General features: G+C 69.3%; 22 protein-coding genes and 1 pseudogene. 9 read left to right on the top strand and 14 right to left on the bottom strand.

Features of this window, described 5'->3' with window-relative positions; translation table 11 throughout:
• Window positions 1-75 precede the first annotated feature (75 nt).
• Window positions 76-441: a helix-turn-helix transcriptional regulator gene (locus ACSYGN_RS13325; RefSeq protein WP_460395202.1), complete on the bottom strand. Its 366-nt coding sequence runs from the start codon at window positions 439-441 to the stop codon at window positions 76-78.
• A gap of 59 nt (window positions 442-500) precedes the next feature.
• On the opposite strand from ACSYGN_RS13325, the gene ACSYGN_RS13320 reads away from it, so the two are divergent.
• The 3 genes from ACSYGN_RS13320 to ACSYGN_RS13310 all read left to right on the top strand — a co-directional run bounded on the left by ACSYGN_RS13320 (window position 501) and on the right by ACSYGN_RS13310 (window position 1882).
• Window positions 501-635: a hypothetical protein gene (locus ACSYGN_RS13320; protein WP_460395200.1), complete on the top strand. Its 135-nt coding sequence runs from the start codon at window positions 501-503 to the stop codon at window positions 633-635.
• Window positions 636-699: 64 nt separating this feature from the next.
• Window positions 700-1287 carry a DUF5994 family protein gene (locus ACSYGN_RS13315; RefSeq protein ID WP_460395198.1) on the top strand — a complete coding sequence of 196 codons (588 nt, stop codon included), beginning with the start codon at window positions 700-702 and terminating at the stop codon, window positions 1285-1287.
• Window positions 1288-1294: 7 nt separating this feature from the next.
• Window positions 1295-1882, top strand: coding sequence for a hypothetical protein (locus tag ACSYGN_RS13310; RefSeq protein ID WP_460395196.1), 588 nt, complete (start codon window positions 1295-1297; stop codon window positions 1880-1882).
• Here ACSYGN_RS13310 and ACSYGN_RS13305 read toward each other — a convergent pair.
• The 3 genes and pseudogenes from ACSYGN_RS13305 to sodN all read right to left on the bottom strand — a co-directional run.
• A pseudogene (locus tag ACSYGN_RS13305) lies at window positions 1879-2016 on the bottom strand (transposase); the annotation flags it as partial. The gene ACSYGN_RS13310 and the pseudogene ACSYGN_RS13305 sit on opposite strands and share 4 nt — an antisense overlap.
• Window positions 2017-2223: 207 nt before the next feature.
• On the bottom strand, window positions 2224-3465 hold the full coding sequence (locus ACSYGN_RS13300; protein WP_460395194.1) for a PP2C family protein-serine/threonine phosphatase: 1242 nt from the start codon (window positions 3463-3465) through the stop codon (window positions 2224-2226).
• A gap of 362 nt (window positions 3466-3827) precedes the next feature.
• The gene (gene sodN, locus ACSYGN_RS13295) at window positions 3828-4223 is read right to left on the bottom strand and encodes a superoxide dismutase, Ni (protein WP_460395192.1); all 396 of its coding nucleotides are present in this window, start codon (window positions 4221-4223) and stop codon (window positions 3828-3830) included.
• A 145-nt stretch (window positions 4224-4368) separates the two neighbouring features.
• On the opposite strand from sodN, the gene sodX reads away from it, so the two are divergent.
• Complete coding sequence (gene sodX, locus ACSYGN_RS13290) at window positions 4369-4803, top strand: nickel-type superoxide dismutase maturation protease (RefSeq protein WP_460395190.1); 435 nt, start codon at window positions 4369-4371, stop codon at window positions 4801-4803.
• On the opposite strand, the gene ACSYGN_RS13285 is transcribed toward sodX, so the two are convergent.
• Entirely contained in the window at window positions 4710-5333 is a 624-nt protein-coding gene (locus ACSYGN_RS13285; RefSeq protein ID WP_460395188.1) for a CGNR zinc finger domain-containing protein, read from the bottom strand. The two genes, sodX and ACSYGN_RS13285, sit on opposite strands and share 94 nt — an antisense overlap.
• A gap of 107 nt (window positions 5334-5440) precedes the next feature.
• Here ACSYGN_RS13285 and ACSYGN_RS13280 point away from each other — a divergent pair, with 107 nt between their 5' ends.
• A complete protein-coding gene (locus ACSYGN_RS13280; RefSeq protein ID WP_460395186.1) occupies window positions 5441-6250 on the top strand; it encodes a class I SAM-dependent methyltransferase in 810 nt (269 codons plus the stop codon).
• 94 nt (window positions 6251-6344) lie between these two features.
• Here ACSYGN_RS13280 and ACSYGN_RS13275 read toward each other — a convergent pair whose 3' ends face one another.
• The 3 genes from ACSYGN_RS13275 to ACSYGN_RS13265 are packed head-to-tail and all read right to left on the bottom strand — an operon-like array spanning window position 6345 to window position 9060.
• The gene (locus ACSYGN_RS13275) at window positions 6345-7145 is read right to left on the bottom strand and encodes an amino acid ABC transporter ATP-binding protein (RefSeq protein WP_460395184.1); all 801 of its coding nucleotides are present in this window, start codon (window positions 7143-7145) and stop codon (window positions 6345-6347) included.
• Window positions 7142-8071 (bottom strand): amino acid ABC transporter permease, encoded by a 930-nt coding sequence (locus ACSYGN_RS13270; RefSeq protein WP_460395182.1) that lies wholly within the window; start codon window positions 8069-8071, stop codon window positions 7142-7144. The genes ACSYGN_RS13275 and ACSYGN_RS13270 overlap by 4 nt, the downstream gene beginning before the upstream one ends.
• Before the next feature lie 32 nt (window positions 8072-8103).
• Window positions 8104-9060, bottom strand: a complete 957-nt coding sequence (locus ACSYGN_RS13265) for an ABC transporter substrate-binding protein (protein ID WP_460395180.1) — start codon at window positions 9058-9060, stop codon at window positions 8104-8106.
• A 582-nt stretch (window positions 9061-9642) separates the two neighbouring features.
• Between ACSYGN_RS13265 and ACSYGN_RS13260 the strand changes: the two genes are divergently transcribed.
• The 4 genes from ACSYGN_RS13260 (at window position 9643) to ACSYGN_RS13245 (ending at window position 13136) form a co-directional block, all read left to right on the top strand.
• Window positions 9643-10875, top strand: a complete 1233-nt coding sequence (locus ACSYGN_RS13260; protein WP_460395178.1) for an NAD(P)-dependent malic enzyme — start codon at window positions 9643-9645, stop codon at window positions 10873-10875.
• Between the two features lie 307 nt (window positions 10876-11182).
• Entirely contained in the window at window positions 11183-12148 is a 966-nt protein-coding gene (locus tag ACSYGN_RS13255) for a zinc-binding dehydrogenase (RefSeq protein WP_460395176.1), read from the top strand.
• A gap of 182 nt (window positions 12149-12330) precedes the next feature.
• Window positions 12331-12540 carry an HTH domain-containing protein gene (locus ACSYGN_RS13250; protein WP_360963182.1) on the top strand — a complete coding sequence of 70 codons (210 nt, stop codon included), beginning with the start codon at window positions 12331-12333 and terminating at the stop codon, window positions 12538-12540.
• Window positions 12540-13136, top strand: a complete 597-nt coding sequence (locus tag ACSYGN_RS13245) for a Clp protease N-terminal domain-containing protein (protein WP_460395174.1) — start codon at window positions 12540-12542, stop codon at window positions 13134-13136. Before ACSYGN_RS13250 ends, ACSYGN_RS13245 begins: the two co-directional genes overlap by 1 nt.
• A 357-nt stretch (window positions 13137-13493) precedes the next feature.
• On the opposite strand, the gene ACSYGN_RS13240 is transcribed toward ACSYGN_RS13245, so the two are convergent.
• The 6 genes from ACSYGN_RS13240 to ACSYGN_RS13215 form a co-directional block, all read right to left on the bottom strand.
• Window positions 13494-14519, bottom strand: a complete 1026-nt coding sequence (locus tag ACSYGN_RS13240) for a PadR family transcriptional regulator (protein WP_460395172.1) — start codon at window positions 14517-14519, stop codon at window positions 13494-13496.
• A 1-nt stretch (window position 14520) separates the two neighbouring features.
• Window positions 14521-15411, bottom strand: a complete 891-nt coding sequence (locus ACSYGN_RS13235) for a DUF4097 family beta strand repeat-containing protein (RefSeq protein WP_460395170.1) — start codon at window positions 15409-15411, stop codon at window positions 14521-14523.
• Window positions 15412-15912: 501 nt separating this feature from the next.
• A complete protein-coding gene (locus ACSYGN_RS13230) occupies window positions 15913-16092 on the bottom strand; it encodes a DUF6104 family protein (protein WP_460395168.1) in 180 nt (59 codons plus the stop codon).
• Window positions 16093-16245: 153 nt separating this feature from the next.
• Window positions 16246-20187 carry a multifunctional oxoglutarate decarboxylase/oxoglutarate dehydrogenase thiamine pyrophosphate-binding subunit/dihydrolipoyllysine-residue succinyltransferase subunit gene (locus ACSYGN_RS13225; protein WP_460395166.1) on the bottom strand — a complete coding sequence of 1314 codons (3942 nt, stop codon included), beginning with the start codon at window positions 20185-20187 and terminating at the stop codon, window positions 16246-16248.
• 282 nt (window positions 20188-20469) lie between these two features.
• Window positions 20470-21621, bottom strand: a complete 1152-nt coding sequence (locus ACSYGN_RS13220; protein ID WP_460395164.1) for a sensor histidine kinase — start codon at window positions 21619-21621, stop codon at window positions 20470-20472.
• Window positions 21618-22358 carry a response regulator transcription factor gene (locus ACSYGN_RS13215; protein ID WP_460395162.1) on the bottom strand — a complete coding sequence of 247 codons (741 nt, stop codon included), beginning with the start codon at window positions 22356-22358 and terminating at the stop codon, window positions 21618-21620. The genes ACSYGN_RS13220 and ACSYGN_RS13215 overlap by 4 nt, the downstream gene beginning before the upstream one ends.
• Window positions 22359-22389 lie beyond the last annotated feature (31 nt).

The following is a 22389-nucleotide window of genomic DNA, read 5'->3' as shown; positions in this document are numbered from 1 at the left end:
GGAGCCGCATGTAGGCACAGCCCCGCGCCCCCGCAGGGCTGCCGAACCGCAGCAGACTTCGCCCGACACGCCCTACTAGGGCCGGGGCTTCGGCCCCGCCCGGTTGGGGCGGGTGAAGGCGCGGGCGACGCATGCCGGGATCACCGCGCTCTCCTCGTGCGACCGTGCCCGGTAGGCGCTCGGTGTCTCGCCCACCAGTTCCGTGAACCGCGAGCTGAACGACCCGAGCGAAGTGCAGCCGACCGCGAGACACACCTCCGTGACGCTGAGATCGCCGCGCCGCAGCAGGGCCTTCGCCCGCTCGATGCGCCGGGTCATGAGATAGCCGTAGGGCGTCTCCCCGTACGCGGCCCGGAAGCTGCGCTGGAAGTGCCCCGCCGACATCAGCGCGGTCCGCGCGAGCGCGGCCACGTCGAGCGGCTCGGCGTACTCGCGATCCATCCGGTCACGAGCCCGCCGCAACCGCACAAGGTCCTCGGATTCCACCCGCCCAGAATGGCATGCGCCCTGGAATCGGACCCGGTTTCGGCCGCCAGTCCGGATTCATCACGTCCGCCACCGTCATCGCGGTCCTGTCCGCACTGCTGTATGCGACAGGGAAATACCTGGTCACCACCGGCTTTTCAGGCCGGTGAGCGGAGTAGTGTGAAGAAACCGGGAGTTCTTCGCGTACCGGCTCCGCCGCGGGTGCCGTTTCCGGTGATCGACAACGCCGGGCCGCACCCACGAGCCCGGGGACAGGTCCGCGCCATGCCCGCGACCATTGACCGTACGACATCGAGCAGGCGCGCACCGTCGATGCCGGTTCGCCTGTCCCTGACGCCGGCGCCCGGCGGGCTGGACGGCACATGGTGGCCTCGCTCCAGTGACCTCACCCGTGAGCTGCCACCCTTGACAGCCGCACTGGGCGACCTCTGGGGTCGCATCACACGTATCACGGTGAACCCGGCCTACTGGCTTGTCATCCCGAGTTGGGTGTCCGTCGCCGGGCGCACGGTGCATGTGGGCTGGTCCACCGAGGAGCAGGATCCGCACAGACTGACCCTTTTCTCCACCGATGGCCGCCGGGACGTGCTGGTGATTCCGCCGGAAAGCGGTGCGGACGCCGCCGCGCAACTGATGGCCGGTGACGGCATCGATGCCCCGGCCCGGGAGGAAGCAGCAGACAGGATCGATGCCCGAATCAGGGAAGAAGCGTGGGACACCGACGGCGGAGCAGACCGGCCGTCGTCCCTGCCCCGGCCCATCGGCTCGGTAGGGCCTTCGCCCGGCGGTCGGCGGAGGTGAGAGAACCATGACCCTCATCACCGTGGCCGTGCTGCTCCTTCTGATCGCCGTCGGAGTCGTTCTGATCCACCGACTCAACGCCCAGCACGACGAACGGATCGCTGCCTTCCACTACAGCGATGTTCTGCCGGGGATCGGGCGTCGGACCCGGAGGCAGCGTCGGTCGGCGCTGGACGCGACCGTTCCGACGCGCCCCACCGCGACAGCGACCGCGGATGACATCGACTTCGGCCCGACCGCGAACGGTAGAGGAAGGCAGGTCATGGCGATATTGCGAGACCGGAAGACGTACCGCGAGAGGATCATGCTCGCTCTGTACCAACCCGCCGAAGGCAATCGCCTGCTGGGTGTCGATGGGGCCAAGCTCCGCACCGACCTCGGTATCTCTGAGCAGGACATGGCCGCTGCCTGTATGTACCTGGCGGGCGAAGGCTGGGTCGTCGTGGACTGGGGGAGGGGCAGCACGCCCGCGATGATCACGCTGACGCACCAGGGGATCCGGCAGATGGAGACGGAAGAGGAAGGACGGCTGAGCCGCCGCGTCGGCCTCTCGGCCCGGAGCGGACCTTCGCAAGGGCGGACACCGGGGCTCTAGAGACTGCGCGGGAGTGAGTCCTGTTGCCAGGACCCATGCTCAGCCGCGTGCCCCGAACGGTGCTGCGCACACTGGTCACCCGCTTTCGCTCCGTGTCCGGCGCGCACGGATCGTGTCCGTGGTCCGGGAATGCGGACGGGGCTCCCGCACCAGGGCTGTCTGCCATGAGGAAACCAGTCGGCCCTGCGCCTGGAACGCAGGCTGCCTAACCGGCCGTTCGCTTCTGCACGAGAGCACGACCGTGCACGGAGCGCAGGAAGAGCCGGGAATCCGGCCCGTGCAGCGTTACCCGGCCGGTCTCCTGCAATCGAGGCGTCATTCATGGTGGTTCGGCGGTCGCCTCACTCCAGGAGGGCGAGGTGGTCGGCGGCGCCCCCGCGCCATTCGATCAGGAAGAGGGTCGCGTCGTCGCTGGTGTGACCGCCCCGTTGCTGCTTCAGGGCGTGGGAGATTGCGCGCACCACCGCGCGTACTCCCTTCTCTGTGCGTTCGATGCGGTTGACCCAGTGGATGAGTTGCTCCTCGCCGAACTGCTCTTCGCCGGCTTCGTGTTCCTCGATCAGGCCGTCGGTGAAGCACAGCACCCGGTCGCCTTGTTGAAGTACCTGCTCGCTGATCTGGGGCTGTTCACCACCGAAGCCGACCGGCAAGGTGGTCGGACCTTCCAGTTGCCGGACGACCTGGTGGTCGCGGATCAACAGCGGCGTGGGGTGGCCCGCGTTGACCCACTGCAGGTGCCCCGTTGTGACGTTCAGACGCATCATCTGCGCGGTGACGAAGTGATCGGGCCCGAACTGCTCGGCGATGGCCCGGTCCATGAACGCGTAGATCTCGGACAGCCCGATGGCGGCACGTCTGGCGTGCCGGTAGGCCCCGACGGCAACGGTCGCCATCGTGGCGGCGTCCAGGCCGTGGCCCATCGCATCGACCATGGCCACGTGCAGGATGTCCTCGTTGAGTGCGTAGTCGAAGCTGTCGCCTGCGACGTTGTAGGCCGGCTCCAGGATTCCGGCCACGGCTACCTGTGGGACGGACATCGCCAGCGGCGGCAGCAGGGACCACTGGATCTCCGCGGCCACGCTCATCGGTTCGCGGCGCCGGGCGAGGAAGAACTGGTCGGTGTAGCTGTGCTTGGTGACCAGCATGTCGGCGACCAGACCGGCGAGCCTGCGCAGCAGCCGTCGGTCGTCGTCATCGACGGTGTCCAGGGTGAGGCCCATCACGCCCACCTGGTCGCTGCCGTCCAGCAACGGCAGATACATCCGGACGCTGTCGGACTGCGGCACCTCGACCGTGGTCGCCTGCAGGAAGGCCGTGCCGGCGGGAGAGCCACTGATCGGCTCAGGCTCGCCGACCGTCAGCCGCCGGCCCGGCAGCGGCACCAGCACCAGCTGGCCGTAGTCCTGCAGCAGGATCGAGACGTCGCGGCCACCGACCCTGGCCACCTCTTCCGCGATCAGCGGGGCGATCAGCTGCGGCGGCATCTCGTGTGCCCGGTCCAGCAGTACCCCCAGCAGCCGCTCGCCGAACCCTTCCGAACGGTCCAGCATGCCGTTGTCCGGCCTGTGCTCACGTTGTGCCATAGCCGCGCCCTTGCACCGGTGTCCTCAAAGCATCGGTCGCCATGTCCCTGCTCACCCGGTGTCGCCGTTACGGCACCCGCCCCGACATGCTCGGGGCAATCCGGCGGTCATGGCCGATTTCCTCGGCCCTCTCACGTGATCCGTACACACGGGCTCCTGACACGACCGTGATCAACGCTTCCAGAGTGACGCGGCTGACCAGCCCGAAGTGCCCATTACGTCAAACGTGGCATGTCACGCATGATCAGGAAAAGACCGCACCCGGACCGTCATGGACGCCGTTCTCGGCGGCCTGCGGACCGGGTGCGGACAGGTAGACCAGGCGATCGAAGAAATCGCAGGTCAAGTGACATGACCGAAGATCAGGCCTTCTTGGTCTCCCAGAAGATCTTGTCGATCTGGGCGATGTAGTCCAGGGCCTTCTGGCCGGTGGCCGGGTCGGTGGACGCCTTGGCGGCCGAGAGGGCCTTCAGGGTCTCGTTGACCAGCTGGTGCAGCTCCGGGTACTTCTCGAAGTGCGGCGGCTTGAAGTAGTCGCTCCAGAGCACGGAGACGTGGTGCTTCGCGAGCTCCGCGCGCTGCTCCTTGATGACGGTGGCGCGCGCCTGGAAGTGCGGGTCGTCGTTGCCGGCCATCTTCTCCTGGATGGCCTTCACCGACTCCGCCTCGATGCGGGCCTGGGCCGGGTCGTACACGCCGCAGGGCAGGTCGCAGTGCGCGCTGACCTTGACCTTGGGGGCGAACAGGCGGGAAAGCATGGAGCATTCCTTCCTCGTGATCGTCTTCTCAGGTGGGACATTACTCCCTGGGACTGGCGATTTCGCGAGTGCCCCCAAGGGCTTAGGACAAAAGTCCGGGGTGAGACTGACACTGGTGGAGCAGTAGACCGGGGAGGTGCCGGGCATGCCGGAGCTGTCGCAGGAGAGCGAGCGCGGGAGGACGACGGTGGCGCCGTTCGGCGTCGCCGAGGTGACCGGGCCGTCGATGGTTCCCACGCTGTACCACGGGGACCGGCTCCTGGTGCACTACGGCGCGCGGGTCAGGGCGGGTGACGTGGTCGTGCTGCGCCATCCGTTCCAGCAGGACCTGCTCGTCGTCAAGCGGGCCGCGGAACGCCGCGAGACCGGCTGGTGGGTGCTCGGCGACAACTCCTACGCGGGCGGCGACAGCACCGACTACGGCACCGTGCCCGAGGAGCTGATCCTCGGCCGGGTCCGCTTCCGCTACCGGCCACTGCGTCCCGATCAGCGCTCGCCGTTCGCGCTGCTGCGCTGGATGCTGTCGGCGGCCAGGCCCGTCCTCGCCGACCGGTCGGCGAGGCGTTTGCGGGCCCGGTAGGCGGCCACGTTCGCCCGGGTGGCGCAGCGGTCGGAGCAGTAACGCCTCGAACGGTTGGTCGAGGTGTCCAGGTAGGCGTTGCGGCACGGTGCCGCCTCGCACAGCCCGAGCCGGTCGACGCCGTAGGACGTGAGGTGGAACGCCAGGCCCATCGCGGCGATCGCCGCGTAGCCCGCGGTCGCGTTCGAGGGGTGGTCGGCCAGATGCATGTGCCACAGCGGGCGGCCGTCCTCGTCGCGGTGGTCGTGGCCGGAGATCTGGGGGCTCACCGGGAATTCCAGCAGCAGCGAGTTCAGCAGGTCCACGGCGAGCGTCTCGTCGCCGGTGTCGGCCGCCTCGAAGACCGAGCGCAGCCTGGCCCGCACCGAGCGGAAGCGCGTGACGTCGGCGTCGGTGGCACGGCGGGCGCCCGACGAGTCGCCGAACAGCCCGCGGACGGCGTCGACCGAGGTCAGCGAGTCCTTGCCCCGGGCCGGTTCCTCGGTGTTCACGAGACGCACGGCGTAGTCCGAGTAATAGGCCAGTTCCACTTGTAGTCCTTACGCAGGCGCTCTATGGTCGTAGGTGCGATCGGTAATAGGCGGTCGTGGCTTCAGGGTATTACAACTGTGTCCTGTGTGTGGGGAAGGCGGCAGCTGTGGCTGACAACGGTACGGACATCGACACGGAGATCGACACGGACATCAACACGAGCACCGGTGCGGGTGCCGACTGGCGGCGCTGGCAGGAGAGCTGGGACCGGCAGCAGGAGTGGTACATGCCCGACCGGGAGGACCGCTTCCGGATCATGCTCGACATGGTCGAGGCGTTCACCGGCACAGAGCCGCGCGTCCTGGACCTCGCCTGCGGCACCGGCAGCATCACCGCCCGGCTCCTCGACCGCTTCCCCGGCGCCGTCAGCACCGGCGTCGACCTCGACCCCGCCCTGCTCACCATCGCCCGCGGCACCTTCGCCGGCGACGACCGCGTCTCCTTCGTGGAGGCCGACCTCAAGGACCCCGGCTGGCCGTCCAGGCTGCCGTACGACACGTACGACGCCGTGCTCACCGCCACCGCCCTGCACTGGCTGCACAAGGAGCCGCTGAAGGACCTCTACGGCAGGATCGCAGGGCTCGTCCGGCACGGCGGTGTCTTCATGAACGCCGACCACATGGCCGACGACACCACCCCGCGGATCAACGCCGCCGAGAGCCGGTACCGCCACGCCCAGACGGAACGGGCCGTACGCGACGGCGTCCTCGACTGGGCCGCATGGTGGGCCGTGGCCGCAGCCGACCCCGTCCTCGCCGAGCCGACCGCCCGCCGCTTCGAGATCTACGGCGGGCACGCCGACGGTGACATGCCCTCCGCCGACTGGCACGCCCGCGCCCTGCGCGACAAGGGGTTCGGCGAGGCCCGGGCGGTGTGGCGCTCCCCGTCGGACACCGTTCTGCTCGCCCTCAAGTGACACCCTCACACGAAGTCCTCACATGACGGAGGAGGGACCGGGGCGACCCCGGTCCCTCCTCCGTGTGCCACCGGCCGTGTCGGCCGGCCGTGCGTCAGAGCACCTTCGACAGGAACGACTTCGTCCGGTCGTGCTGCGGGTTGGTCAGGACCTCGCGCGGATGCCCGGACTCGACGACCACACCGCCGTCCATGAACACCAGCGAGTCGCCCACCTCGCGCGCGAAGCCCATCTCGTGCGTGACGACGATCATCGTCATGCCCTCCTGTGCGAGGTCCCGCATCACATCGAGCACCTCACCGACCAGCTCGGGGTCGAGCGCCGAGGTCGGCTCGTCGAACAGCATCAGCTTCGGTTCCATCGCCAGCGCCCGGGCGATGGCCACGCGCTGCTGCTGGCCGCCGGAGAGCTGCGCCGGGTAGTGGCCGACCCGGTCGCCCAGGCCCACCCGGTCCAGCAGCCGCTGGGCGCGCTCCCTGGCGTTCGCCTTCGACTCCCGCTTGACCTGGACCGGCGCCTCCATCACGTTCTCCAGCGCCGTCATGTGCGGGAAGAGGTTGAAGCGCTGGAACACCATGCCGATGTTCCGCCGCTGCGCCGCGACCTCCTTCTCCTTGAGCTCGTACAGCTTGTCGCCCTGCTGCCGGTAGCCGACCAGCTCGCCGTCGACCCAGAGCCGTCCCGCGCTGATCTTCTCCAGGTGGTTGATGCACCGCAGGAAGGTCGACTTGCCGGAACCGGACGGGCCGATCAGGCAGAACACCTCCCGGGGGTTCACCTCCAGGTCGATGCCGCGCAGGATGTGCGCGAGACCGAAGGACTTGTGCACGCCCTCCGACCGCACCATCGGCCGGCTGCCCGAGCTCTGGACCATGTCCTTGATCAGATCGCTCATCGGGCCACCTCCGAGTGCCGGAAGGACGTCCACTGCTTGAGGTTCCTGCGCAGCCGCTGGAACGGTGTCGGCGGCAGGCTGCGCGACGAACCGCGGGCGTAGCGGCGTTCGACGTAGTACTGCACGATGCTGAAGATCGTGGTGAGGAGCAGGTACCAGATCGACGCCACGAAGTACATCTCGACCACCGCGAGCGAGGTGCTGGAGATGTCCGTGGCCCGTTTGATCAGTTCGTTGAACTGGACCGCGTAGGCCAGCGACGAGGTCTTCAGCATGTTGATGAACTCGTTGCCGGTCGGCGGCACGATCACCCGCATCGCCTGCGGGAGCACGACACGCCGAAGGGTCTGGCCGTGTGTCATGCCCAGCGCGTGCGACGCCTCGGTCTGGCCCTCGTCCACGGACTGGATGCCCGCGCGGACGATCTCCGCCATGTACGCGGCCTCGTTCAGGCCGAGTCCCAGCAGCGCCGTCAGGAACGGCGTCATCACCTGGTTCATCTCGTTCTTGTAGAACCCCAGGTTGAGGGTGGGGAACACGAGGGCGATGTTGTACCAGAGGAGCAGCTGGACCAGGACCGGGGTGCCCCGGAAGAACCAGATGTAGAACCAGGACACCGTGCTGGTGACCGGGTTCTGGGACATCCGCATCACGGCGAGCACGATGCCCAGCGCCAGGCCGAGCGCCATGGCGAAGACCGAGATGTACAGCGTGTGCCAGGCGCCGGACAGGATGGTCCCGTCCGTGAGGTAGTCCGGGATGACACTGTAGTTGATGTTCGCGTTGGCGAACGCGATGACGATCAGCGCCACCAGGCCGATGACCACCACGCCGGCCACCCAGCGGCCGTAGTGGCGCACCGGGATGGCCTTGATCTGCTCCGGCGGCACCTCCGGCGCTGGAGCCTTGTCGAGAATGTCAGTCACTGATGGAGCCCTTCACTGCCGTCAGGCGGGGCTCAGGAGCCGCCGTTGATGTTCGCCTCGGTGACCGCGCCCTGCGTGACGTTCCACTTCTGCATGATCTTCGTGTACTCACCGTTCTTGATGATGGCGTTCATCGCGGCCTGGAGGGCGTCACGCAGTTGCGTGTTGTCCTTGGCGAGGGCGATGCCGTACGGACCGGCCTCGATCTGGTCGCCGACGACCTCGAAGTCCTTGCCGCCGCCGGAGGTCTTGGCGTTGTAGGCGGCGACGGGGAAGTCGTTCAGGTCGGCGACCGAGGCGCCCTGCTTCAGACGGAGCAGCGCCTCGGGGTCGGTGTCGAAGGTCTGGAGCGAGATGGCCTTCTTGCCGTCCTTCTTGCACTTGGTGCTCTGCGCCTTGGCGATGCCCTCGGACGTGGTGCCGCGCTGCAGGGCGACGACCTTGCCGCACAGGTCGTCCAGGGACTTGATGCCCTTCGGGTTGCCCTTCTGGACGAGGATCGAGGTGCCGGCCGTGAAGTAGTCGACGAAGTCGACGCCGTTGCCCGCCTTCTTCCCGGTGTCCGAGTTGATGCCGTTCTGGCGGTCCTTCGTGTCGTTCATCGCCGACATGATCACGTTGAAGCGCTTGGCCTGCAGGCCCACGATCAGCGAGTCGAACTTGCCGTTCTGGAAGTCGAACGTGACGCCGAGCTGCTTGCCGAGGGCGGCCGCGAGGTCCGGGTCGATGCCGACGGCCTTGCCGTTCTGGATGAACTCGACCGGCGGGTACGCGATGTCCGAGCCCACCTTGATCTTGCCCGCGTTCCGGATGTCGGCGGGGAGCTTGGCGGCCAGGGGCGCGGAGGAGTTCGACGAGCTGGAGCCGCCGCCCTTGTCCGTCTGGTCACCGCACGCGGTGAGCAGCAGGGCGCCGGCGGCCGCGATCGCGCCGACCGCGACGAGACGAGAGGACGTGGCGGCCGTACGGCGGGTGGAGCGACCGGTCATGGTGGGTTCCTCCGGCTGAAGCGGTTCAAATGTCGATGGGTCGACGAGAACACACACCATCGGGTGTCGCGACCTCGTGTGATTACGGCATCTTGCCATTCGGACTACGCCGTTCAGACGATCTGATATGTCAAAATCGGATAACGGGCAACCCCCGAACCACATCAGTCCGACCTATCCCGGCCGCACCATCTTCGGTGCTCCCAGCTTCGGGCCGGAAGATTTTCGGCACATCTCACGATGTGGCCGAGTTCGGTTTGTTGCCCATGGCCGCTTCTGCGGGTGTCAAGGCTTTGGTGTGATCTTGTCCTCAGTTTCAGTTTTTCCGGAGCGGACGCGGGTGGCTGACCTGCCCGGTCCGGCGCCGCGTGGTGAGCGTTCGCTCAATGCACTCGTCGCCGGTGCCGTCCGTCCGGTAAGAAGGATCCCTACACCCCTCATCCGGGGCTCAGAGCGCGTGTGCGGCGCGCCCGTCGCGTATGGACCTGTACGGAACAGTCAACTCGGTCATGCGCGGTCCCGCCCACTTCTCAATCAGGAGTGGTCACCCTCAAACACTGAAGACTTAAGGGGTAAAACAAAGTGGCAGCGGAGATCGTCAATCCTCGCAGCGACAGCAAAACGGAACGGGACGGGCAGGAAGACGGGGCGGAGCCCCTTGATTCCTTCGATCCCGCATTCGCGCTGCATCGCGGTGGCAAAATGGCTGTTCAGGCCACTGTTCCGGTGCGTGACAAGGAGGATTTGTCCCTCGCATACACGCCCGGTGTGGCGCGCGTGTGCACCGCGATCGCGGAACAACCGGAACTCGTCTACGACTACACATGGAAGTCGTCCGTCGTCGCCGTCGTGACCGACGGAACGGCCGTCCTGGGCCTCGGTGACATCGGGCCCGAGGCGTCCCTCCCCGTGATGGAGGGCAAGGCCATCCTCTTCAAGCAGTTCGGCGGGGTCGACGCGGTGCCGATCGCGCTCGCCACCACCGATGCCGACGAGATCGTCGAGACCGTCGTCCGGCTCGCTCCCTCGTTCGGCGGAGTGAACCTGGAGGACATCTCCGCGCCGCGCTGCTTCGAGATCGAGCGCCGGCTCCAGGAGCGGCTCGACATCCCGGTCTTCCACGACGACCAGCACGGCACGGCGGTCGTCACGCTGGCCGCCCTGCGCAACTCGGCCCGGCTGACCGGGCGCTCGCTCGGCGATCTGCGCGCGGTGATCTCGGGCGCCGGAGCGGCCGGGGTTGCCATCACCAAGATCCTGCTCGGCGCCGGAGTGGGGGACGTCGCGGTCACCGACCGCAAGGGCGTCGTCTCCCGCGACCGCGACGACCTCAACCCCGTCAAGCGGCAGCTGGCCGAGCTGACCAACAAGGCGGGCATCAGCGGCTCCCTGGAGGACGCGCTGGCGGGCGCCGACGTCTTCATCGGCGTCTCCGGCGGTACGGTCCGGGAGGCCGCGGTGGCCTCGATGGCCAAGGGCGCCTTCGTCTTCGCCATGGCCAATCCCGAGCCCGAGGTGCACCCGGAGGTCGCCCACCGGCACGCGGCGGTCGTCGCCACCGGGCGGTCCGACTTCCCGAATCAGATCAACAACGTGCTGGCGTTCCCGGGGATCTTCGCGGGTGCGCTCCAGGTGCGGGCGGCGCGGATCACCGAGGGCATGAAGCTCGCGGCGGCCGAGGCCCTGGCGTCCGTCGTCGGCGACGACCTCGCGGCGGACTACGTCATCCCGTCGCCGTTCGACGAGCGGGTCGCCCCCGCGGTGACCGCGGCGGTGGCCGCGGCGGCCCGTGCGGAGGGTGTCGCGCGGCGGTGAGACCCCTCCGGGGGTGAGTGATCCCTACGGGGGCGCGTGACTGTGTTGGCTGGATGGCCCCGCCCGACCGGGAAGGTTCCGGTACCGGGCGGGGCCATTTCGCTGCCCTGGGCCACCGCGTTTTGGGTTGCCCCCGCCGCCCCTTCCCGTCCCGACCCGGGGGCTCCGCCCCCGTACCCCCGCTCCTCAAACGCCGGAGGGGCTGATTTTTGGCCCGTCCGGCGTTTGAGAACGAGGCCTGAGGGGCCGACAAAGGGGGTCTGGGGGCGCAGCCCCCAGGGACGGGAACGGGACTATCGTCACGGTCATGTTCGCCGCATTTGCCGCCCGCATCGACCGTGACCAACCGCTCGCCGGACTGGAGCTGGGGGAGCGCCCTGCCCCCGAGGCCCGCCCCGGCTGGAGCACCGTCGATGTCAGGGCCGCCTCCCTCAACCACCACGACCTCTGGTCCCTGCGGGGTATCGGCCTCGCGGAGGACAAGCTGCCCATGATCCTCGGCTGTGACGCCGCCGGGATCGACGAGGACGGCAACGAGGTCGTCCTGCACTCGGTCATCGGCCAGACCGGCCACGGCGTCGGCCCTAAGGAGCCCCGCTCCATCCTCACCGAGCGCTACCAGGGCACCTTCGCCGAGCAGGTCGCCGTGCCGACGTGGAACATCCTCCCCAAGCCCAAGGGGCTCTCCTTCGCGGAGGCCGCCTGTCTGCCCACGGCCTGGCTGACCGCCTACCGGATGCTCTTCACCAACGCGGGTGTGCGGCCCGGCGATTCCGTTCTTGTGCAGGGCGCGGGCGGCGGTGTCGCCACGGCCGCGATCGTCCTCGGCAAGGCGGCCGGGCTGCGGATGTTCGCCACCAGCCGGGACGAGGCCAAGCGCAAGCGGGCGGTGGAACTCGGCGCCGTCGAGGCGGTCGAGACGGGAGCCCGGCTGCCGCAGCGGGTGGACGCCGTGATCGAGACCGTCGGCGCGGCCACCTGGTCCCACTCGGTGAAGTCGCTGAAGCCCGGCGGCACGTTGGTGATCTCCGGGGCCACCAGCGGCGACCGGCCCTCGCACGCCGAGCTGACCCGGATCTTCTTCCTCGAACTCAAGGTGGTCGGCTCCACCATGGGCACCAAGGACGAACTGGAGGACCTGCTGTCCTTCTGCGTCGCGACCGGCGTACGGCCCGTCATCGACGCGGAGCTGCCGCTCGACCGGGCCCGTGAGGGCTTCGAACGGATGGAGTCCGGCGGCCAGTTCGGAAAGATCGTCCTCACCAACGGCTGACGACCGGCTGACGAACGGCTGACGACCGGCGGCTTGTCGCTGTCGCTGCTGCTGCCGTTGCCTCTGCCAGGCGGGCCCGGGTGTCCGGGCCCGCCTTTTGTGTGCCCGGGATCGAGCGACTAGCTAGCTGCTTGCGTCAACCAAGGTTGACACGGGTGAGAGTGTCAACCTACATTGACGCCATGACCGAAGCAACGGAACTCGCCGAGCGCGCGGGTGACCGCGATCCGCGGATCGGGCTGCGGGCCGTCGCCGCACTGCGCAAGCTGCTGGAGCAGCTTGAGGCCGTGCAGGTGCGCAACGCCCGTAACCAGGGCTGGTCGTGGCAGGAGATCGCCGCGGAACTCGGTGTCAGCAGGCAGGCCGTGCACAAGAAATACGGGAGGCGATGATGTTCGAACGGTTCACCAAGGACGCGCGTGCGGTGGTGCAGGGCGCGGTGGAACACGCCGAGCGGACGGGGGCGCAGTGTGTCGAAGCCGAGCATCTGCTGCTCGCGCTGCTCGACAGGGAGGCCAGCCGGGCCTCGTTCGCCCTGGCCGCACTCGGTCTGTCCGAGCGCCGTGATTCGGTGGCCCGGGAGCTGACCCAGGCGCGGCGCCGGGCCGGGCTGTCCCGCGCCGAGACCGACGCCCTCGCCGGGCTGGGGATCGATGTCTCGGACATCGTCGCCCGGATCGAGGAGGTGCACGGCGCCGGAGCCATGTCGGGCGACCGGAAAGCCACCGACCGCCGCCCGGGCGGGCGTCGGCCCTTCGGCCGCGATGCCAAGGCGGTGCTCGAACGCTCCCTCCGTGTGGCCGTCGCCCGCCGCGACCGCCATATCGGCGACGAACACCTTCTCCTGGCGCTCACCCTCCTCCCGGGCGTCCCCGCCGAAACCCTCGCGGACCATGGGGTGACCCATGACTCCGTCGTACGGGTGCTGTACGGCGGCGGGGACGCGGGCGGCGACCCGGGGAACTCCGGTCAGGCGAAGGCGGGGTGAAGGGGGAGCCCGGCGGGGTGGAGGGGAGGTCGGGTGCCTTTGCCCTGGCCGGGCTGGCCGGGGGTGGGCGCGTGGGCCGCGGCCCGGTCGGCCAGGGCCGGTGCTTGTGCCGTCTGGCGGCTGCGGCACCATCGTGGCTGGTCGCGCAGTTCCCCGCGCCCCTTTAGAGCGCTGCCGAACCGGAGCTGCTTCGCCCGACTTGCTTAAGGCGATAGCAACCGGATTCTGGCACTTGGTTGTTGGACGGGGTGGCGGAGGGCGGGTGCCCTCGCCTTGGCCGGGCAGACCGAGGAGGGTACTTCGACTCCCGCCCGGCTGTTCCGGGGCGGTCGTCCCCCTGTCGCCGGTGCGGTCGGCTCAGGTTCTCGGGGTGTGCAGTATTGCGCCGATGTGGGCTGCCGCGGTGGACAAGTGGTGGCGGGCTTCCTGTAGTTGGTCGGGGGTTACGCCGTGGTCGCGGGCTGCGTCGCGGATGTCGTCGCGGAAGCGGTCCAGGAGGCGGTCCAGGTCGCGGGCCGGGTCGCCGGTGGGGGGCTCATGGGCCCAGGCCGGTTCGTAGTCGACGGGGAAGTCCTGCCGGGGCTCGCTGTATTCCGGGGTCGGGGCCGAGCCGTTGGCGGGGCGGGTGAAGCCGAAGTCCTTGCCGAACTCCCTTCCGAAGTCCTTGCCGAACTCGCCGAACTCCTTGGCCAGTTCGGTCAGGCCCTCGCGCATCCCGGTCGGCCAGTCGCCGCGGGTGAAGTGGTCCTGGACATGCTCCTGGACCCGGCGTGCGATGCGCTGCATCTCTTCCTGCGCCTGGGCGCGGGCGTTGGCCTGGGCCTCCTGGGCCTGGCGGCGGGCGCGCTGGGCCTCGTCGCGGGCGCGGCGGCTCTCGTCCTTGGCCCGGCGCGCCTGCTCCTTCCACTCCTGCTTGACGCGCCGCATCTCCTCCTTCGCCGCGCGCCATTCCTCCTTGTCGCCGAGGCCGCCGAGGCCGCCGAACTCCCCGCCGCGCCTTGCCTCCGAGGCCGCCGCCCGCATCTCGCGCCGCAGATCACCTGCCGCGCCGCGCACATCGGCCCTGATCTCCGCTGCGAGTTCCGCCACCGACTCGCGGATCTCCAGTTCCAGGTCGGCCAGTTCACCGCTGCGGTCGGCCAGTTCGGCGCGGCCGGCGTCCGTGATGGCGTACACCTTGCGGCCGCCCTCGGTGGTGTGGGTGACCAGGCCCTCGGCCTCCAGCTTGGCCAGCCGCGGATACACGGTGCCGGCCGAGGGCGCGTACAGCCCCTGGAAGCGCTCCTCCAGGAGGCGGATCACCTCGTACCCGTGGCGCGGCGCCTCGTCCAGCAGCTTGAGCAGATAGAGGCGCAGTCGGCCGTGGGCGAAGACGGGAGGCATGTCAGAGCACCTTCTTGTCGGTCGTGCCGTCGCTCGGGGAACTTCCGTCGGCCTCGCTTCCGGGGGCGTCCCACGGTTCGTCCTCCGCGGGGGGCCGCCGCAGCAGGGCGATGGAACCCGAGACGGTGGTCGCCTTCAGCCGGCCGTTGCCCGCGCCGAGCCGCCCCGTGATCCGCTTGGCGCCCCACTGGCCGCTCACCCGCAGGTCCTCGAAGGCATTCGACACCGTACCGCTCGCGGTGTTGGCCTCCACCTCGGCGTCGGCCGGGTGGGGCAGACGGATGGCGATCTCGCCGGAGACGCTGGTGAGGGCGATGTCCGTGGGGCCGGCGGACGGGTCGAGGTCGACGATCATCGAGCCGCTCACCGTGTCGGCCTTCACCGCGGTGCCCGAGCCCTCGACCACCGTCAGGTCGCCGGAGACCGAGTTGAAGCGGAGGGCTCCGCCGAGTGCTTGTGCCTCCACGTTGCCCGAGACGGTGTCCGTGCGGACCGGGCCGCCGAGGCCGAGGAGGGTGGTGTCGCCGGTGACGCCCTTCACCTCGGTGCGGCCGTCGATGCCGGAGACGACTGCTGCGGCGCCGACCACTCCGACCTCGACGCGGGTGTCCGCCGGGACGGCCAGGGTGATGTCTGCGCTGCGGCGCCAGCCCTTGCGGTCGAGCCACTTCAGGAAGCCCTTCCAGGGCAGGTCCTCGTAGGCCACGGTGAGGGTGCCCGACTCCTGTGTCACCACCAGGGGTGGTCCCTCGATCGAGGTGACCTCCAGTCTTGCGGAACCTTCGTCCGTGCCCACCACGTTCACCGTTCCGTTGACTATCCGTACGTGCAGGGCGGTCACCGGGGTGTCGAAGGTGAGCTTCCTTGGTTCCGTTACGGGCCATTCGGGCATGGGGCGGGCTCCTTTTGCGGGGGTGTTGTGTGTCGGCGAGCGGCGACACGACACGCCATATCGCGTCCTACGTGAAACACGATATATCGCGGTGGGGGAAAGTCAAGGTACTCGTTCGGGTGAGTCACCCTGGCGGGGCTTCGGGGTGCAGGAGTGCAGGGGCGCTGCAGCGCGAAGGGCGCCCTTTCTGGGCGCCGTGGGTGTGCGGCTCGCCGCCGATGGGGTGGCCGCGGGGGTGGGTCGCGCAGCCCGGCGCTATCGGGTTGCCTCCCCCAGGCTCTTCGAGCAGGGGGGACCCCCGCAGCGGCACGACTGCCCGCGGCTGGGTGGGTGCGGCCGCTCGCGGCTGGGGCGCGGCGTGGTCGCCGACCGCGGCTGCCTCCGCCGCGTTGCGGCATGACTGCCCGCGGCTGGGCGGGTGCGGCTACCCGCGGCTGGGCGGGTTGACTGCCCGCGGCCAGGGGACTGGGCGGGCCAGCCGACTGCTGCCGACGCGTCGCGTTACTCGTCGTCCTCGTCGTCCAGGCGGGCCAGCCAGGTGGCGAGGCGTTCGATCGGGACCTCGAAGTCGGGGTTCAGGTCGACGAAGGTGCGGAGCTGTTCGGACAGCCACTCGAAGGTGACCTCCTCCTCGCCGCGGCGCTTCTCCAGTTCTTCGATGCCTCGGTCGGTGAAGTACACGGGTGTTCTCCTGGGGACGTTCTCGGGACTCGCGGGTTGCGTTGTATACGTCCAGGTTAGAAGGGGGTCACGGAGGCAAAGGAACGGCCCCGTCCTTCCGGCGCAGACAGCCGGGGGACGGGGCCGGTACGAACCGTAGGACGGTTCAGTGGGTCACGCCTCGAAGACCTCGCGGACCAGCTGCTCCTGCTCCGCCTGGTGGCGCTTGGCCGAGCCGACCGCCGGGGACGAGCTGTGCGGACGCGAGATGCGGCGCAGCCGCTCGCCGTGCGGCACGTCCGCGCCGACCGCCAGGTCCAGGTGGTCGATGAGGTTGAGGGCGATGAACGGCCAGGCGCCCTGGTTCGCCGGTTCCTCCTGCACCCACAGGTACTTCGCGGCGTTCGGGTACTTGGCGATCTCGGCCTGGAGCTCGGCACCCGGCAGCGGGTACAGCCGTTCGAGGCGGATGATCGCCGTCTCGGCGGCCGCGGGGTCGGCGGCGCCGCGCCTCTGCCGCTCGGCCTCCAGGTCGTAGTAGACCTTGCCCGCGCAGAAGACGACCTTCTTCACGGCGGCCGGGTCGACCGTCGCGTCGCCGATGACGGGCCGGAACGCGCCGGTCGTGAACTCCTCCGACTTCGAGGCCGCCGCCTTGAGACGCAGCATCGACTTCGGGGTGAAGACGACCAGCGGCTTGTGGTGCGGGTTGTGCACCTGCCACCGCAGGAGGTGGAAGTAGCTCGACGGGAGCGTCGGCATCGCGACCGTCATGTTGTTCTGGGCGCAGAGCTGCAGGAACCGCTCCGGGCGGGCGGACGAGTGGTCCGGGCCCTGGCCCTCGTAGCCGTGCGGCAGCAGCAGCGTGACGCCGGAGGTCTGGCCCCACTTCTGCTCGGCCGAGGAGATGAACTCGTCGACGACCGTCTGCGCGCCGTTGGTGAAGTCGCCGAACTGCGCCTCCCACATCACCAGCGCGTCCGGCCGGGCCAGCGAGTAGCCGTACTCGAAGCCCATCGCGGCGTACTCGGACAGCAGCGAGTTGTAGACGTTCAGCCGTGCCTGGTCCTCCGACAGATACAGCAGCGGGGTGAAGTCCTCACCGGTCTCGCGGTCGATGATCACCGCGTGCCGCTGGCCGAAGGTGCCGCGCTGGGAGTCCTGGCCGGCGAGCCGCACCGGGACGCCCTCCAGGAGCAGGGAGCCGACGGCGAGGGTCTCGCCCATGCCCCAGTCGATGGTGCCGTCCTCGACCATGGCCGCCCGGCGCTGGAGCTGCGGCAGCAGCCTGGGGTGGACGGTGATGTGGTCGGGGATGTTGACCTGGGACGCGGCGATGCGCTTGACGACCTCGGTGGAGACCGCGGTGCCCACGGTGACGGGGAAGCCGTCCTGCGGCTCGTGGGACGGCGCCGGGGCGGGCTGCGAGGTGGCCTCGCGGACCTCGGTGAAGACCTTCTCCAGCTGGCCCTGGTAGTCCTGGAGCGCCTGCTCGGCCTCGTCCAGGGTGATGTCGCCGCGGCCGATCAGGGACTCGGTGTAGAGCTTGCGCACCGAGCGCTTCTTGTCGATCAGGTCGTACATCAGCGGCTGGGTGAAGGCCGGGTTGTCCGACTCGTTGTGCCCGCGGCGCCGGTAGCAGATGAGGTCGATCACCACGTCCTTGTTGAACGCCTGCCGGAACTCGAAGGCCAGCCGGGCCACACGGACCACGGCCTCCGGGTCGTCGCCGTTGACGTGGAAGATCGGGGCCTCGATCATGCGGGCCACGTCCGTCGCGTACATGGAGGAACGCGAGGACTCGGGGGCCGCGGTGAAGCCGACCTGGTTGTTGATGACGACGTGGACCGTGCCGCCGGTGCGGTATCCGCGCAGCTGCGACATGTTGAGGGTCTCGGCCACCACGCCCTGGCCCGCGAAGGCCGCGTCGCCATGGATCGCCACCGGCAGGACCGTGAAGTCCGTGCCGCCCTTGCCGATGATGTCCTGCTTGGCGCGCGACACGCCTTCGAGGATCGGGTCGACGGCCTCCAGGTGGGAGGGGTTCGCGACCAGCGACACCTTGATCTGCTCGCCGTCGAGGCCCGTGAAGGTGCCCTCGGCGCCCAGGTGGTACTTCACATCGCCCGAGCCGTGCATCGACTTCGGGTCGAGGTTGCCCTCGAACTCGCGGAAGATCTGGGCGTACGACTTGCCGACGATGTTCGCCAGCACGTTCAGCCGGCCGCGGTGGGCCATGCCGACGACGACCTCGTCGAGGCGGGACTCGGCCGCGCTGTCCAGGACCGCGTCCAGCAGCGGGATGACCGACTCGCCGCCCTCCAGGGAGAAGCGCTTCTGGCCGACGTACTTCGTCTGCAGGAAGGTCTCGAACGCCTCCGCCGCGTTGAGACGGCGCAGGATGCGCAGCTGCTCCTCGCGCTCCGGCTTGGTGTGCGGGCGCTCCACCCGGTCCTGGATCCACTTGCGCTGCTTGGGGTCCTGGATGTGCATGAACTCGATGCCGGTGGTGCGGCAGTACGAGTCGCGCAGCACGCCGAGGATGTCGCGCAGCTTCATCATCGACTTGCCGGCGAAGCCGCCGACGGCGAACTCGCGTTCCAGGTCCCACAGCGTCAGCCCGTGCTCGACGATGTCGAGGTCGGGGTGCTTGCGCTGGCGGTACTCCAGCGGGTCGGTGTCGGCCATGACATGGCCGCGCACCCGGTAGGAGTGGATCAGCTCGAACACCCGGGCGGCCTTGGTGACGTCGTCGTCGTGCGAGGTGTCGATGTCACGCAGCCAGCGCACCGGCTCGTAGGGGATGCGCAGCGATTCGAAGACTTCGTCGTAGAAGCGGTTCTCGCCGAGCAGGAAGTTGGCGACCTGGCGCAGGAACTCGCCGGAGGCGGCGCCCTGGATGACCCGGTGGTCGTAGGTCGACGTGAGCGTCATGACCTTCGAGATGCCGAGCTTGTTGAGGGTGTCCTGGGAGGTGCCCTGGAACTCGGCCGGGTAGTCCATGGAGCCGACGCCCATGATGACGGACTGGCCGGGCATCAGACGCGGCACGGAGTGGACGGTGCCGAGGCCGCCGGGGTTGGTCAGGGAGACGGTGACGCCGGTGAAGTCGTCCATCGTCAGCTTGCCGTCGCGGGCGCGGCGGACGATGTCCTCGTAGGCCTGCCAGAACTCGAAGAAGGTCAGGGTCTCGGCCTTCTTGATGGCGGCGACGACGAGCTGGCGGTCGCCGTTGGGCTTGACCAGGTCGATGGCCAGGCCGAGGTTGACGTGGGCCGGCTTGATCAGGGTCGGCTTGCCGTCCTTCTCGCCGAACGAGAAGTTCATCGACGGCATGGCCTTGATGGCCTGCACCATCGCGTAGCCGATGAGGTGGGTGAAGGAGATCTTCCCGCCGCGGGCCCGCTTGAGGTGGTTGTTGATGACGATGCGGTTGTCGAACAGCAGCTTCACCGGGACGGCGCGGACCGAGGTGGCGGTCGGCAGGTCCAGGGAGGCGTTCATGTTCTTGGCGACCGCGGCGGCCGGACCGCGCAGGGTGACCAGTTCCGGCCCCTCGGCGGCGGTGACGGGCGCGGCGGCGGGCGCAGGCTTCACGGCGGCGGCCGGCTTGGCGGCGGGCTGCACGGGGGCAGGCGCGGGAGCCGGGGCCACGGCGGGCTGCACGGGGGCAGGTGCCGGAGCCGGGGCGACCGGCGGTGCGGCGGCCGGAGCGGGCTGCTGCACGGGCGCCGGGGCGGCGGCCGCGGGCGGGGTGACAGGTGCCACCGGCGCCGGTGCCGGTGCCGGGGCGGCCGGAGCCGCCGGGGCGGGAGCCGGTACCACGGGCGTGGCGGGCGGGGCGGGCTGCGCGGGCGCCGGAGCGGCCGGAGCGGGCGCCGATGTCGCCGCACCCCCCGCCGTTTCCGCCGTTCCCGCCGCGGCCGGGGGACCCGGCCGGTAATCGGCGAAGAAGTCCCACCAGGCGCGGTCTACCGAATTCGGGTCCTGGAGGTACTGCTGATAGATCTCGTCGACGAGCCACTCGTTCGGACCGAACGCGGCAGCGGGATTCTTGCCCGCTTGGTCGGCGTCGGTCGAGATGCTCGATGCGTTACTGGGGGACTGTGGCGACACGGCGGCAACCGCCCTCTTCCGCTTCACAAGGTGATGGACAGCGGGAATAAAGGCTACGCCCCCACGACCGGGAAGGTCAGGTGGGGCCAATGCTTCGTCGCGTAAGTCACATCGCGGCGCGGGTTTCGGGGGCCGAATTGGCGGGAAACAAACGGGGTTTCGCCTTGAAACCCATGCGCCACCAGGGGGCCCGCACCCGGTGCTCGCGACCCCCTGCCTGATCACACGTGTCCGTCAGCGACGAGGTTCACCGGATCTTGTGATCCAGCCTCGCACTGTACGTCAACCGGCCACCAAGGGATCTCCCGGGAGGGTGATACGAATCCGGCAACCCCGCTCGGATTCGGCCACCCCGATCCGCCCGCCGTGCAGATCGACCGCCCAGCGCGCGATGGCCAGGCCGAGCCCCGTACCGCCGTCGCTGCCGGGCCCGTGCGGACGGCTGACCGCCCCCCGGTTGAACCGCTCGAAGACCCGGTGCCACTCCGACCTGGGGATGCCGGGCCCCTCGTCAAGGACCTCCAGGTCCAGCGACTCCGGCTGGGCGCCGCGCCGCGCCTTCACCGTCACCCGGCCGTGCGGCGGGCTGTGCTTGACCGCGTTGTCGATCAGATTGGCGACCACCTGGTGGATACGCTCCGGGTCCGCGTGCGCGGTCAGTTCCGGCGGGGACACGTCGAGATGCAGATGGACGTCGGTGCGGGTGTGGGTGCCGGAACCGGAGGCGAGACCGCCGCGCGCGGAGACCACCATGTTGGCCTCCTTCAGCACCCCCGACAGATACGGCCACACCTCGAAACGCCGCTTGCGCAGCGGTACGACGCCGTTGTCCAGGCGGGAGAGGTCCAGCAGGGTCTCCACCAGCCGCCCCAGCCGCTCCGTCTGTTTCAGCGCGGTGCGCATGGTCTCGGTGTCGGGCTCCGCTATGCCGTCGACGACGTTCTCCAGCACCGCGCGCAGACCCGCGATCGGGGTGCGCAGCTCGTGGGAGACATTGGCGACCAGCTCCTTGCGCTGCCGGTCCTGCGCCTCCAGCTCGTCGGCCATGACGTTGATCGTCTGCGCCAGGTCGCCCAGTTCGTCGCGCCGGTTCTCCGTCACCCGGCGGGTGTAGTCGCCGTGGGATATCGCGCGGGCCACCGTGTTCATGTCGTCCAGCGGGGCGGTGAGCGAGTGCGCCACGAACTGGGTGATCAGCAGGGTGGCGATCATCGAGAACACCGTGATGAAGCGCAGCTCCGTCTTGGTGTGCACCGCGATCATCGACAGACCGGTGGTGATCAGCACCGAGGTGACGACCAGCGCGCCCAGCTTCGTCTTGATCGAGAACGGGCGCACCGTGGAGCCCCAGGGTTCCCCGCCGGGGTTCTGCGGGGCGGGCGGTGGTGCGGGCGGTGGTGCGGACGTTGGTACGGGCGGCCGGGTGCCGCTCATGGTGTCGGGCTCTCCAGCGCGTATCCCACGCCGTGCACCGTACGGATGCGCTCGGCGCCGATCTTGCGGCGCAGTGCCTTGATGTGGCTGTCCACGGTCCGCGTGCCGGAGGCGTCCGCCCAGTCCCACACCTCGGCGAGCAACTGCTCGCGGGAGAGCACCGCGCGCGGTGTGTTCGCCAGGCAGAGCAGGAGGTCGAACTCGGTGGGCGTCAGATGGACGTCCTCAGCGCGTACCCGCACCCGGCGCTGCGCGTGGTCGATCTCCAGTTCACCCAAACGAAGGATGCCCGAGCGCGGAGTTGACGCGGCGATCGCGGCGCGCTCCACTCGGCGCAGCAGGACATGCACCCGCGCGGCCAACTCCCGCATCGAGAACGGCTTGGTCATGTAGTCGTCGGCGCCGACCCCGAGGCCGACCAGCATGTCGGTCTCGTCGTCGCGCGCGGTGAGCATCAGCACCGGCACCGGGCGCTGCGCCTGCACCCGGCGGCAGACCTCAAGGCCGTCGAAGCCGGGCAGCATGATGTCGAGGATCAGCAGGTCGGGCTGCCATGCCTCGGTGGTGTCCACGGCTGCCGGGCCGTCACCCGCGGTCTGCACGAGGAATCCCTCGGCGCGCAGACGGGCCGCGATGGCGTCGACGATCGTGGGGTCGTCCTCGACGACCAGGACCCGGCGTTGCGCGCCCGGGGTAGCCGTCGTCGTACCGCTGTGCGAGGTGTGTGTCTGCTCCATCGCCCGCCCCTGAAGTGTGCTTTCCGGAACC

It is taken from the genome of Streptomyces sp. YIM S03343 (assembly GCF_054729195.1).
The sequence above is the reverse complement of the archived record's forward strand: the minus strand, read 5'-3'. Positions and strand labels throughout refer to the sequence as shown.